This window comes from Edaphobacter sp. (assembly GCF_028283685.1).
Classification (GTDB): Bacteria; Acidobacteriota; Terriglobia; order Terriglobales; family Acidobacteriaceae; genus Edaphobacter.
In genome coordinates this window covers 930,688-945,315 of record NZ_JAPWKF010000001.1, presented here as the reverse complement: position 1 = coordinate 945,315, position 14,628 = coordinate 930,688, and the positions used below count along the sequence as shown (strand labels likewise).

Annotated in this window: 4 protein-coding genes and 1 pseudogene; 3 read left to right on the top strand and 2 right to left on the bottom strand. The window is 54.8% G+C overall.

Annotation, left to right across the window (positions count from 1 at the left end; translation table 11 throughout):
• Positions 1 to 1,237 (top strand): annotated as a pseudogene (locus tag PW789_RS03915) (hypothetical protein); the annotation flags it as partial.
• Positions 1,238 to 2,883: 1,646 nt separating this feature from the next.
• On the opposite strand, the gene PW789_RS03910 reads toward PW789_RS03915, so the two are convergent.
• Positions 2,884 to 6,306, bottom strand: a complete 3,423-nt coding sequence (locus PW789_RS03910) for a TonB-dependent receptor (RefSeq protein ID WP_299371545.1) — start codon at positions 6,304 to 6,306, stop codon at positions 2,884 to 2,886.
• Positions 6,307 to 6,934: 628 nt separating this feature from the next.
• On the opposite strand from PW789_RS03910, the gene PW789_RS03905 reads away from it, so the two are divergent.
• On the top strand, positions 6,935 to 9,178 hold the full coding sequence (locus PW789_RS03905) for an alpha-galactosidase (RefSeq protein ID WP_299371542.1): 2,244 nt from the start codon (positions 6,935 to 6,937) through the stop codon (positions 9,176 to 9,178).
• 37 nt (positions 9,179 to 9,215) lie between these two features.
• Here PW789_RS03905 and PW789_RS03900 read toward each other — a convergent pair whose 3' ends face one another.
• Positions 9,216 to 12,908 (bottom strand): cellulase family glycosylhydrolase, encoded by a 3,693-nt coding sequence (locus PW789_RS03900; protein ID WP_299371539.1) that lies wholly within the window; start codon positions 12,906 to 12,908, stop codon positions 9,216 to 9,218.
• 251 nt (positions 12,909 to 13,159) lie between these two features.
• On the opposite strand from PW789_RS03900, the gene PW789_RS03895 reads away from it, so the two are divergent.
• Positions 13,160 to 14,560: a hypothetical protein gene (locus PW789_RS03895; RefSeq protein ID WP_299371536.1), complete on the top strand. Its 1,401-nt coding sequence runs from the start codon at positions 13,160 to 13,162 to the stop codon at positions 14,558 to 14,560.
• Positions 14,561 to 14,628 lie beyond the last annotated feature (68 nt).

Genomic DNA, 14,628 nt, shown 5'->3' with positions numbered 1-14,628 from the left:
CAACAACTACGACAACTGGCAGCCGCGCGTAGGCTTTGCCTATACGCCCGAGACCAACACCGTCGTGCGAGGCGCTTTTGGCATCTTCTTCGATGTCTGGTCCGGCATGCGGCAGACCGTGCAGGGCATCGGTGGTGACTGGCCCTCCGTGACACAGCCCTCGGCACAGAACCAGGATCCGGTTACCGCCATTCCGACCGTCGATATGGCGAACCCGCTGAGCGGGACGACCTCGTTGCCTGCAGCGACACCGTTCACGCAGTCCACCTATTATCGCGATCCGAAGGCACAGAACCCGATGTCGTACCAGTACAACTTCGGTATCCAGCAGCAGTTGAACTCCCACACGATCCTGGCGATCGACTACGTTGGATCGAAAAACACCCGTCTTCCGATCGGTGGCGGTCTCTACAATGTTGCGGCTTATGCGGCTCCAGGCACCGCCGCAGATGTGATCTCGCGTCGTCCCTACCCCAACATCACGCCCACGCGATATGACCGCAGCATCGGCTGGGGCAACTACAACGGCCTGGAGACGCGACTACAGCAGACGGAGTTCCATGGGCTGCAATACATCATCTCCTACACCTGGTCGAAGACGATGGATACATCATGCGATGGACTCTTCGGCGTTGAGGGCTGCTCCATGCCGAACCCATACGATATCCGCCATGATTACAGCGTAGCGGGATATGATCTGCCGAATAATCTCTCTGTCAGCACCACCTATAACCTGCCGATCGGCCGTGGCCGCCTCATCAACATCAATAATTCCATCCTTCGTCGCGTAGTAGGAGGCTGGCAGGTCAACGGGATCTACGCCATGACCTCCGGGCAACCGTTCTCCATTACGGTTACCGGCGACTTCGCGAACACCGGAAACACGAATCAGGACCGCGGGGACCGCATCGGAGATCCTTATCTGGCCAATCGGACACGCCAAAAGTGGTTCAACACCGCGGCATACACCACGCCGACGCTCTACACCTACGGCAACTCCGGGCGCAACGAACTTCGTGGGCAGGTCTACCACAACCTTGATGCATCGGTATTCAAGAGGGTAGAGATTGATGACAAACGCCGTCTCGAGTTTCGACTCGAGGCATTCAACGCCCTCAACCACTTGGTGCTTGGCACGCCCGGCACTAACGTCAGCACACCCGCAAGTTTTGGCATCGTTAGCTCCTCAAGGAGTTCGGCACGCCAGGTGCAAGTAGCCGTAAAGTTTGTGTACTAAAATGCAGCGACTTTCGCTAAAACGCAGCGACTTTCGCTCAACTTTCACTAACTCGTTCCGTCGGCGAAGGCACCTTGGGCTGGGTGCAGTTTGTGCGGAGCCAGACTGCGTTTCAAGTGGCATCCGCTGAAACCGGTCTTTTTCACCAAGTATCGGATATGTCCGCCAAGACGACGAACTTCAACCACTCGTCAACTTGCGGAATAGGACAATGCATTTGCTACCGTAGTTCGAATTTTGATCCGTGCAACGTTCCGGTCCAGCGGACATTTATACGAGCTGCACTTGCTGGGTCCTGAAGGGCCCAGCATTTCTATATCAAGGTCGGAGTTAGTCTTGACCTGTTAGGTTCCAGCAGCACGCGGCTAGCTGCGTGCTGCTCTTGAGACACTCCTGGAAGAATCTTTCGGCCCGGCCGATGCCCTTCGCCGCTACCCTGAGACGTTTTCGCTGGGTGCTTGAGAATGAGAATTGTATGCCTGAGCGACTTTATGGCTGCGGAGTATGACGATCTGCCGGAAGCGGTGAAGAAGAGATCCAGATCTTTGCGGGTGTCATCGTTTGATCGCCAAGCGATTGAGTTCAAGTGCATATCTTGAACCACTTAGTTTGCTAAATGGAGCAATCCGGGAAAGGTGGACGAAACAGTCCGATCACTGCAACTTAAACCAGCCGAAGACTAACTCTAGGCTTGGTACAAGAAAACTGGTCCGATCAGAACGGAGACTGTAAAGGCGAACGTGTTAAGTCCTCGCAGAAGAAGCGGAGACCCGGACTGAAATCGCGCCAGTGCCAACATCGCGGGTGCTGCGAGTGTAGCTCCATACCTCACGTTGTGCGGCAAACGGAGAACATCTGCGACGTTTGGCTTCGTTAGGATCTGAGGGCCACAAAGCAGTTTGAGCACCTCGATGGCGAAGTTTTCAAAGCGTGAGGCCTCTGAGATTCGTTTCGCCCTGCCGTATGCAGAATTCTGCCGATGAAGAAGAACCGTGCACAATGGTCGATCGTCCGCTTCCACAGATCGCAATGTCGGAGACAAGTGAAATTGGTCTGGTAATTTCCTGCAGTCCAGAAAGCAAGAAGAGCTTTTCTTTGCACTTGAACTCTGTGCAAGCATCTGTGCTGGGTGGAGTTCGCACCCAACTCACTTCTTCTGGCTCATCGATGCTGTGCGACAGAGCATGGCGTGAGTAAGGGAAGTGCGCAGCGTGGTCGGCGTTGCTGAATTCGTCGGCGCCTGACTTCTCGATGCCGCCAGATCCACGAAAAACGTGGGCATGGGGATGTGTGGCTGGAAATCCAGTGAGGCGGTAGGTAGCTTAGCAGGCGTTTCCAGGCGGCGGCCAACTGTCTCGATTCCGGGACCCATGAGAGTTTTCATCCTCTCCAGGTCTTCGCGTGGTTGGAGAATACCCGAGTGAAGGAAGCGCGCGGGGTCCTAGCTCCTTCGAAGAACTTTTATGTTTACCTTTAATCTTTGAAGTGATGCTGCTCACCTGCAGAAACCCTTCTACGATTCAACAATTTTCCTTTCGGGCAGACTACTAGGATGTGTCTCGCTTAACCGAAAGACAGCGAGCAATTGCCGACAAAGGAGGAAGGCTGCAGAGCGGCACTTAAATCTCCACCCTGCAGCCATTCATTTAGAAGATGATTTTTAGTGCGACTTGAATCTGGCGCGGAGAATTCGATTGCGAGTTGATCACTCCGAAGTTCGATGCAGTCACGTTTGTTCCAGGACCTCCGAAAACGGGGTGATTGAACGCATTGAAAGTCTCAAGGCGGAGTTGGCTCCTCAGTTCGCGGTAGAAAGTGAACTCCTTGAACAGCGAGAGGTCTGTGTTGACGTAGCGGGGATTCCGGACAGACCCGATGGTACGGCTCACATTGCCGTAGGTATAGGGTGCAGGCTGACTGAAGACAGAGGTGTTGAAGTAGTGATTCAGCCTATCTTCGACTCTGCCGCCTATCTGCGGATTGGCTCCGTTCGAATTGGGGCGCTCTCCAGTGGAGAAGTTGTTGTTATTGTTGGCTGCGGAGAGCGCCAGCGGTGTCCCGGAGGAGACTGTCTGGATGGTATTGATGAACCAGCCGCCCAGCAGGGTATCCGTTACTCGATTCCAGTTGGCCCCAAAGTGCTGTCCTCTGCCAAACGGCAAAGCATAGACAACAGCTCCTGTAAAGTTCCGGGGAACATCGGCAATGGACAGTGAATAGTCGGTCCGCAGGTCGTTCTGGTTCTGGCTTGTTCCGTTCCCACCGAAACTGCCGTTGTTCGTTGAATAGTTGTCGAGGAACTTGCTACCGGTATACGCCAACCGCACCGTCAAGTTGCGATCAAAGGTATGAAGTAGTTGCAGTTGGATGGAATTGTAAGACGAGAATGCTCCAGGGTTGTAGAGAAATGCCAGGCCATTAAACTGCGGGAAAGGTGTCAGTAAATAGTTCCGTTGGATTGTCTTTGACGAGCTGTTGTATGGCGAAACGTTGATAACTCCGTAGAACGGGTTCGATACCTGATCCAGTAGATGAGCGCCAAGACTTAGATATTGATCAGGGAGCTGATTTGGATTTCTCTGATAGATCAACTGGAACCCCTGAGTGCCGACATATCCAATGTCGAGCAGCCACTTGGCTGGAAGTTCATACTGCACGTCGGCCGAGGTCTGTTCGGTGTACGGAGTAGGATCCCGACGGATCAAGCTGGTCACGCCGGTTCCAACGGCGGTAAGGGCGCCAGCGGAATTGCCCGTAACCGGGAGGAAACCGTTTGGGAAGGGGTTCGACAGTGTGACCTGCGTGATGCCGTTGTCGGGCGTTCCCGTGTAAGGCGTGTCCGTACGATAGCCAAACTGGGCTACAGTGGAAGCCGCTTCGTTGGGGGAAGATGCATAGAAAATACCCCATGCCCCACGGATCGAGAGCTTGGGACGGGGTTGAAAGGCGAATCCAATGCGCGGAGCAAGATTCGTATACTGCGGATCTGTTTGCGATTTTGGTGAGCCATTCACTCCCGGGAACACCAGGCCTCCCTTGAGCGGCAAGCCGGTGAGTGATGCCAGGGGGGAGGTGAGATTCGGATCGAACCAACTCATGCGGTTCTGGATCTCGGTGCGCGGCTGGTACAGATCGTAGCGGAGCCCAAGATTAAAGGTGAGTTTATCCGAGACCTTCCAGTCATCCTGCACATAAGCGGCCAGATACCGGCTCGTTGTATGAACGGTCTTGAAGTTGTTAGTGACGGTGCCGGAGCCAACACCGAGTAGGAAGGATGCGAAACCATCCCCTGTGGTCGTCGAACCTACCGTAGCGATAGGACCTTGCGTCAGCGCCTTGGAGAAGCTGAAGTCCCCTGTCGATCGCCCGTATTGATTCGTATTATTCGTTTCAAACCGGGTCTCGAAGCCGGTCTTTAGAGTGTGGCGTGCAAATGCATGTGTGTTGGTGATCAGCCACGTGTTCGTGGTCCACTTGGAAGGACCTTCGTACGTAATCGATCCGGACCCGATGCTGACGTAACCCGACGCTTCGAATCCTGGGAAGGCAAGATGTTGAGCATTCTCCGCAATGTAGGAAGGCAAGCCAAGGCCGGTCGGGTCGAAACCATCGCCTTGGGCCTCTGTTTTGTAGTTCACACTGCTTTGCCCGTAGCGGACTTCGAGCAGATCCTTCGGTGAGACCGTAAGTGTATAGTCCAGCACGCCATTGATTGCGTTGGTGGTATTGGTATTCGCGTTCTGTGCGATCGCGATGTTCTTGGGGAAGTAAATCGCGGCGCCACTGTAGGGGTTTCTAAGGGAAAACGTAAAAGAGAGGTGGTGCCTGGTCTTGAAAATCTCGTCCAGTCTCCCGTCTACCTGGTCCGTATTCGAAAGCACGGGTGCTACGGCGAAGAAGTTATTGACACTCCCGGATCCGGTCGGCAGAGGGTAGTACGGAAGTACGTTCTTCGCGACCTCATTGAAACGATTCATCGGGATGATATTGTGTTGCGCAAACTCGCTTCGGGTATAGATGGTACCGCTGCTTGTTGCGGTTGCGACGGTCGTATTGGGGTCATAGAGGGTAACGGGTGTGCCGGCCGAAGTCGTGAGACCTGTGAAGTCTCCGTTGCGCATCGCCATCGTGGGTACCGTGGTGGTGGTGGAACTCTGCGACCGTTGCCTCAGCCCCTCGTAGGAGAAGAAGAAGAACGTCTTTTCCTTACCGTTGTAGAGCTTCGGTATGCTCAACGGGCCGCCCAGAGTAAAGCCAAACTGGTTGCGTTGAAAGGCCGTTAGTGGAACATGATTGTGGTCAGCGAACCAGCTATTTGAATCGAGATAGGAGTTGCGAAGAAAATCATAGACGGTGCCATGGTATTGAGAGGTACCGCTCTTGGTAATTACATTGATAATGCCGCCACCGCTCGCGCCAAACTCCGCCGAGAAGTTGCTCGTTTGCACCTTGAACTCCTCGACCGCATCGACCGATGGGAATACCGTCAATTCGTTGACGCCATCGCTCGGAGGTGTACTGGAAACGCCGTTAAGCAGGATATCGGTGGTACCCTTTCGACCTCCGTTGACGTTAAACTGCAGGCCGGCGAAATATTCGCTGGTGCTTCCTGTGACACCGGGTGTCAGGAGGGCGAGTGAGTACGGGTCTCTCTGGTTAAGCGGAAGATTGAGAACCTCGCGGCTCTCGATAACCGCGCCGTTATCGGAAGTTTCCGTATTCACCAGTTGCTGGTGCTGGGTAACTTCTACGCTCTCACTCACGCTTCCAACGGTGAGAGTCAGCGGTATGTTAACTGTTTGATCAACATGTAGGGTGAGCCCGTGCCTCTCCAACTGCTTGAATCCCGGTTGCGTGACGATCAGGCTGTAATGGCCGGGGGGAAGGGAGGGAGCCGTGAACAACCCGTCCGCTGTGCTTTGAGTTGTTGCGATGATTTGAGTGTCGTCGTTCACAACGCGAACCAAGGCCTTTGGGATAGCAGCGCCAGTCGAGTCCAGGACGCGGCCCGTGATCGTTCCGGTGACACGCTGCGCGACAGCATGTCCCAGCGTCAGGCAAGCTACCATTAGAAGGGTTAGAGCGTACCGTAGACGACGATCGTGGCTGGCTTTCGTCCTTTGGAATAGGTACTGAACAAGCCTCCCAGAAAAAACTACATTCGACATTTTGGTGAGTCCTCACTCTCGCGCCTCGCTATGCAACAGCAAATTGCGTCATTTTAAAAGTGCCCAAATCTAGGCTCTGAAAAGTACGAATCCAAGGAAATCACACGAAAATCGGTGTTTGCGGCATGTGAGTCACGTTAGCCCCTGCGTATGTTGCGGATTTATCGAGTGTTTTGAGCAGAAGTTTCTTGCGACCAGGACGACGAAGAGGCGATTTGCAAAGGCCGATGGGATTCGCTGGGCGCATAGTCTCGATACGGCCGTCACCGACAGATCAAACCCCTACGGCCCGCAGGACGTTAGTTACTGACCGGAGTACCTGTCGTCGTGTGATTTCCTTTAGCGAGGGGCTCTCACGAATTAGAGTAGCGTTGTCGAAGCGGTCTCTCTTGCTGGTCTAGCGCCCACGACGAATGGCAGGTTGCTCAGGGACATTTCGAGGCTCACGCGGGTTTTCTTCCGAAGACCTTCCGTTGCATCAAACTTTTTCGTTTTAATGGTCAACCAAATGACTTGGCCGGGGAGATACATGTCGTCCTTCTTTCGAACGTTCTGCATTGCAACCTTCCTTATGTTTGCTGTGATGCCTGCCTATCCTGAGAAACCAGCGGAGATCAGGGCGATTCCTGGACGAATCGAATGGGTGCTGTCCGGCGGAAACATGTCTTACGTCGTGGGAATTAACGACGAAAAGATGCCTCAGAGCGTGTACTTCGGAAGACGCTTGTCGGAGTCCGCAGTGCCTCCGGTTGCCGGGATGCGTCCGGGATGGGCTTCGTTTGAAACTCCGATGACAACGACGCCCCTGGAATATGCCGCATGGGGAGCAGGGCTTGCGTTGGAGCCCGCACTGAAGGTGGACTCAGCGAACGGAGACCGCACTCTCATCCTGAAGTACATGAGTTCGCAGATAGAAGCGAACCGGCTTGAAATTGTTCTAAAAGATACGACGCAACCCCTTAAAGTTCACCTGTTCTATGAAATGTTTCCGGAGGGTGTTCTCGCCAGATGGTCTCGGATCGAAAACGTTGGCCGGCAAACATTCAAGATCGATCAGGCGGCATCTGCGACATGGAACCTGCCACGAGCTTCAAATTACGAATGGAGTTGGCTAGCGGGACGGTGGGCTGCAGAGTGGCAATTGCATACGGCGGTTTTGCAGCCCGGAACACAGGTCTTGGAAAGCCGCGTGGGAACAACCTCGCACACGACGAATCCGTGGTTCGAAGTGCATCAAGCGGGACTGACCACCGAGCAGAGTGGCCCCGTTTGGTTTGGGGAACTTGGCTGGAGCGGTAATTGGAAGATTGCGGTAGAGGTCAGCTCGACCTATAACGTGCGGATCACCGGTGGCTACAATCCCTTTGACTTTGGCTTTCGCCTTCCTCCAGGACAGGCACTTGAAACGCCAAAGTTCTATGCTGGCTTTACTGAGGGCGGTATGGGAGAAGCTTCGCGGGTGCTGCATCGCTTTCAGCTTGCGGAACTTCTTCCATCGCACCCCAGACCAAAGCTGCGTCCGGTGCTCTTCGATTCCTGGGAATCGACTCGCTTCAATGTCGCCGAGCAGAATCAAATGGCTCTCGTGGACCTTGCGGCAAAGCTTGGCGTCGAGCGCTTCGTCATCGACGATGGCTGGTTCGGAAGCCGAAATAGCGATCACTCTGGACTGGGCGACTGGTTTGTGAATTCGGAGAAGTTCCCCCACGGGCTTAAGCCGCTGATCGAGCGTGTTCATGCCAGCGGGATGGACTTCGGAATCTGGGTTGAGCCCGAGATGGTGAACCCCGATAGCGATCTATATCGGCGGCACCCTGATTGGGTTCTGGCCTTTCCTGACCGCCAGAGGACCGAGGAGCGTCATCAGCTTGTGCTCAACCTGGCGAAACCGGAAGTGAAGGAATATGTGTTCTCGGTGATTGACCGACTCGTCACCGAAAACAGCATCGCATTTCTCAAGTGGGACTATAACCGGACATGGTCTGAACCCGGATGGCTGGCGGGTGGCAACGAAACGGACCAAATAAATGGCACCGAAGGACGCGAAGTGTATGTCGATTATGTGCGCAACCTGTATGACATTCTTGCGCGCCTGCGCAAGAAGCATCCGAATCTGGACATCGAGTCGTGTGCCGGCGGCGGCGGAAGAGTGGATCTGGGCATTCTGCGGTTTACAGATGAGACCTGGCCATCAGACAATACGGATGCTCTTGACCGACTGAATATTCAGTACGGTTACCTACACGCTTACGCTCCCCAAACAATGATGTCGTGGGTGACTGACTCGCCAAATGGTTTCGATCACCGCTTCATCCCTCTGAAATTCCGCTTCCTCGCCGCAATGCAGGGAGGCCTGGGGATAGGTGGAGCTCTTGATCACTGGTCGGCCGATGATCTGGCGCTGGGCGAGACGATGGTCCGCTTCTATAAATCCGTCCAGGGAACGATTCAACAAGGATCGCTCTATCGGCTATCACCGCCTTCTACAGGCGCCGAGCAGGTTGAATATGTTTCGCAGGATAGTTCGCAGGCCGTTGTATTTGCGTATTTGCAGGCGCAGCACAATGCGCTTACCTATCCCAGAGTTGTATTGCAGGGCTTGGCTCCAGACAGTATGTACCGGCTCTACCCTCTCGATCCGGAAAAGTACAAGGGACCCGACACGGTTGCAGGAAGCCTTCTCATGGGAGAGGGGCTAGAACTGAATCTGGAAGGCGACTACGCGGCAACTGTTGTTCGCCTTGAACGCCTCCATGAGGAAAGGCGCCCCTAGGGGCGCCTTTCTGTTAAGCGAGCTGCACAGTTTCCGATTACGGAGTTCCTGTCGCGAGCGAGACACTATCAAAGTTCACGGTTCCGGTTCCTCCGTGATTTGCGAGGCCGAGGCCAGCATAGATGGAAGAATCCATGGTTATGGTTTGTGGTGTGCCCACTTGTGTCCAGGTAAGTCCATCGGGAGATGTGTAACTGGTAAAGGCGTTCCCGCCACGAGTAATGCGTATCCAATAGGGAGCGATAGTGTTGACTCCAGATGCGCTTGCACTCAAGCTCCCTGCCGAGGCGCGGTAGCCGAATTGAGTTCCGCGGCCAGTCGTTACTCCGATGGCAGCGAAGGCTGCGTTGCTATCCAGACTTTCACGCATCATTAAGAAGCCTTCGCACTTGATCGTGTCCGTGCATGTGAGCGAGGCCAGATGTGCAGTTAGGGTGAAGTCGCCGCTAACGGCAAGCGAGTCGAAGGTAAAGCCATCCACCGTAGCTGGATTGGTCAATTCGAGACCGCTGCCAGTATTGAGCGTGTAAACACCCGAAGCAACCGAGGCTGATCCCGCAGGTGTCACGGAGCCCACATCGGATGTATTGAGGTTTAATGCAGGCGGGTTCTCATCAAGGGAAAGGGTGACGTTGTCGAAATTGGCAGACCCCGTGCCTCCATGATTCGCTACTGCAAGACCACAATACACTGACGAGGCCATCGAGATCGTTTGTGGGGTGCCTAGCTGAATCCATATATTTCCGTCTGACGAGATGTACGAGGTAAATACGTTGCCAGCCCGTGTAATGCGGACCCAATACGGCGCCGTGTAGTTCGCCCCCGCGACACTAACGCTTGTACCTCCGGTTGAGCTGCGATAGTTGAGCTGCACACCACGGCCGGTTGTCACGCCTGTAGCCGCATAGGAGGAATTATTGGTGAGCGTCTCGCGGATCATGACCGCGCCCTCGCACTTGATAAGGTCGTTGCATGACAGCGATACAACGCGCGCTATCAGCGTGAAGTCGCCGCTTACAGCTTGCGCATCGAAGCTGAAGGAATCGGTTGTTGAGGCGTTCGTGAGTTCACCTCCATTCCCTGTATTCACCGTGTAGACGCCACTCGCGTAAGAGGCGCTTCCTGCCGGTGTGAAGGTGCCGATGTCCGACTCGGTTAAGTTCTGCGCAGTGGGCGTCTGCGTCGTGGCGCTCGCCTGATTGCTGTTCGGACTTGTGCCGAAGGTGTTCACCGCCTGCACTACATAGTAATAAGTCGTGCTGGCTGCCAGAGCAGTGTCATTGAAGGAGGTCACGTTCGAACCGCTGGAGACGACGGTATAGCCGGAACCGGAGGTCAGCGAACGAAGCACACTGTAGCTCGTCGCGCCGCTGCTTGCCGTCCACGAGAGCGTATTTTGCGTGCTGGACGCTGGCAAGGCCGTAAGGCCGGTGGGAGCCGGGGCGATACCGGACGGCGTCGTCGCGGAGGCTGAGCCGCTATTTGCTCCAACGCCGTTGCCATTCACAGCTTGTACGACATAATAGTATGTAGTCGTTTGCGAAAGCGCAGTATCGATGAATGACGTCGTTGCGAGACCGGAGGAAACTGAGCTATATGGTCCCCCTGACGTCGTCGATCGGAGAACGTTATAGCTCGTGGCGGTTGAGCTGGAGTTCCATGCAAGGCTGATGCTCGTGGCCGAAATCGGTGTGGCCGAAAGCCCGGTAGGCGCCGGAGGAGCAGGGCCATTTCCAAGAATGGTGATAGGAAGCGCTGTCGATGCTGTCGAAACACCGTGTCCATCCCAGACGACTGCGGTCGCACTGTAGGTTCCGACGACCGTGATGGGGGTGGTCGCCTGATACGGTGCGGCGGTCGCGGTGCCGATGCTTTTTCCGTTGACGTAGAATTCCACGTAAGCGACGTTGTTGTCCGCGTTCGAAACGGCGGGCGAGGCGGTGAATGTCACGTCGTCGCCTGCGTGGAAGGACGTGGCGCCGCTTGTCGTCGCCAGTGAGATGGTCGGTGCGACTTCGACGCTGCCAACCTGAATTGTGACCTGATCGATGTGCACGTCGTAGTTGTTGCCATCGGCAGGCGCGCCGTTGAAGATCAATCGTTCAATCGGCATGCCCGCTAACGAGTTGTTGATGATCTGGCTCAATGGAATTTCATAGTGCTGCCAGGATGTGGTCAGCGGCGCGATGGTTGCGAGGTCGACCGTATTGCCGCTGGCCGTGGGCTGGCCTGTGTCCACACCCGTCGAATCGACCGTCGTTTGGAGGGTGACAGAGATATCCGCACCAGGCGTACTGGTGATAGCCCAGAAGGAAAGGACCTGGTTCGCCAGGAGATTACGGGAAAGATCTGCGCCGCCAATGGCCCCAGCCGTGAGCGGACCACGGATGTGCATACCGGCTCCAGCGAAGCCGCCGTTGGGAATGTTGAACTGGAAGTCCGCCGATTGTGTGGTACCCGCGCCCGGGTAGAAGGTGCTTGTGTCTGCAGCATTGAAGGTGGCCGTCGCCGCGGGGGTGGTTGATGCGAAGCTGTAGCCGAAGGAATAATCGGCAGAGACAGCGATCGTGTTGTGGTACCAGGTGAATGGGAACCACCAGTTGCTGCCAGTATCAGTGACATATTTGTCGGCAACGGAAGCTACATCTGGAGGATTACTGTTGTCTTTGCGGTTCTCCATGCGGAGTGTGTAGGTCGTCGACCATGCACCGCCCCCCCACTGCGTTGTTGAGATCAAGCCTTCGCCGTTCTCTTTGATGTAATTCATGAAGTTGTCGAGAATGATGTCCCAGTTCGGTGTATCGATGGCCATTGGTGAACCGAACTCACCGACGAGACAACGAACATGATTGCTCACGCACCAGGTAACGAAGGGCGTAACCCGGTCCACTCCTACCTGATATGCCGCCGTTACGCTCGGATATCGTCCGGAGTTCACCAACTCGGCTTGCACCGTGCCACCGTGCGTCCACGTACCGGAGCTATCTTCATCCGTATAGGAATGGGCGGAGAAGATAAGGTTGTTCGCTGGATCAGTGATGTTAATTAGCGGCGCACCGTTCGTTGCCCAGCTCGATGCCTGAGCATAGAAGTAGCCCTCAATGATGATCGGGTGAACCATATCGACCTGCCGGATCGCATTCACCGCGGCCTGGGCCATCGCTTGCCAATCGGCAACCCCGTTTGGCAGACCATTGGGCTCGTTCATGATGTCGTAACCCCAGAGTGCCGTTCGCCCCGCAAAATGTTGAGCCAGCAACTGCCATGCGTTTGCATACGTTGCTATGGGAAGTTGGGAGCTGCCAATCTTATACGATGCTGTAGTGCCGTTGATCGTGAGGGATCGAGAGGCATAGTTATGCATGTCGAGGGTGTAGCGCATGCCTCGGGATTCGGCCAGGTTTAGTGAATTGTCGATTGCGGTGATGTCGGGGTCGTTCAGAGAGTTGTTCAGGGTCCCGGTCCCGCTATTATCCTGGTGTTGCACCCTCTCCCATTTAAATGGGATTCGTACCAGTGACATTCCTTGGCTCTTGCACCAGTCATAGTGAGGCGCGCTCGGGTAGAAGTAGTCGGTGTACAGCACGCCGGGTACGTTCGAGCCGAACTCGCCTCCGGAAAGATTGCATCCGACCATGGTTGGAGAGTCTGCTCGCGCCGACGGGGCGAACATCGAGAGCAAGGCCAATCCGGCTGTGCTCAGTAAGATGAGAGATTTCGATGCCGTCATGTTCTTCCCTCTTTATTTCGGATAGGGACCCGCGTCTGGGCCGTCTCCAACAAACTGCGCCAATCTATCCGCAGGCGTTGCGAGCGAGAAGGGAATCACTCAAAAAATAAATGTTGGCTTCGGTGAATCACCGTTTAGCCAGGCAGTCGGTAACACAACCGGTCAGAAGTCACGGGCCGTTTGGAATCCTCAAAAGCAGATGTCAAGCGTGTTTGCACTCGCGACTCAGAATTCCATTCCAATGCAAACTCATGAAATTGCAAGCATTTGTGTCGATGTGCTATTCTTCGCGGTGCATTATGGCCATTGCGGGCACATTTTTGACGGATCAAACTTCGACCGAGCCTTCTGAGGGCGCCGATGCTCTTCAGACCGACCCGCGACTTGAACTCCTCACTCGAATCGTTCATACTCCTACCTTCGAAAAAGCATTCAAACTACAGGCTCTTCTCCGATTTATCGTGGAGCAGTCTCTGCAGAACGATGCAGAAGAGATTACGGAACTCCGAATCGGCATTGAAGTCTTTGGCAAGGGTTCTGACTACTCACCTTTATTGGACAGTTCCGTCCGCGTGCAGGCCCGTCAGCTACGGCTTAAGCTCCACGAGTATTTCAACGGAGTGGGGAAAGACGAGCGGATTATCCTTGAGATTCCAAAGGGAAGCTACCGTCCAATCTTCCAGAGCCTGATTCAGGAAGCGGAGGTTGCGTCTCCGGAACTACCACGGGTCGAAACGGGAGATGCTGCGAATATCCTTATGCAGCCACAAATGAGTTCATCGACTACCCAGCGTTCTCCGTGGGTGCCGTGGACGATCGCTTGTGTCGCAGTCGCTATCGTAGCTTTCCTTCTATTTCGTTCCTTTTGGAATGGATACCGCTCTGTCCCGTGGCCACTGGCCACCATCATGGATCGAGGCGAAGTTATTCATCTGGTCCTAGCCGACAGTGCATACCAAATCACGGCCACTGCAAACGGCCGATCGATGGATTTAGGTGAGTACCTCCGCGCGAAGCCCAGAAACAACGCCGCAATCGATCCGATTGAACCGGCTGAGGTTCGTTTGGCACATGCACTCTCCGGGGGTACTTTTACCTCGTTCGCAGATGTCGTTATGGTGAATTCGCTTGCCAACGTTGCAGGCAGATATAAGCTCTATCTGAATGTGAAATCGGCAAGAGACCTAGACCCTCGTGATCTGGAGGATGGAAATTTCATCTTTTCCGGAAGCCCCAGCTCGAATCCGTGGGTCAGCCTCTATAACAGCAAGCTGAACTTCCGCGAGACAGACTCCCCCTCCAGGCCTGGAGAAAAGATGTTCCTCAACACTCATCCGCGTGGCTCCGAAGCGAAAATGTATACAGGGAGCAGTTCGGCGGATGCTGTCCGAGTTGATTATGCTGATCTAGCAGTCGTACCTGGATTGGGAGAGCATGGCACAGTGATGATCGTTGAGGGCCTGCGGCATGAAGCAACAGAGGCGGCGGCCCGAATGTTAGTCGATCCTGAGGGTAGCAAGATGCTTGAAGAGGCTCTGCGATCGGCGGGGCAGAAAAGCCAGCCAGCCTACTTCGAGGCGCTGCTCTCGGTTCGCGCTGTGGAAGGCATACCCCAAGTCACCGGTGTCGTTGCCATCAGGACGTCTCATTAACTAGCGGTCCGCTCCTCAGCGCACCGCAGCCTAGAGATTCACGACCATACGGTTAGCTCTGTAATTGA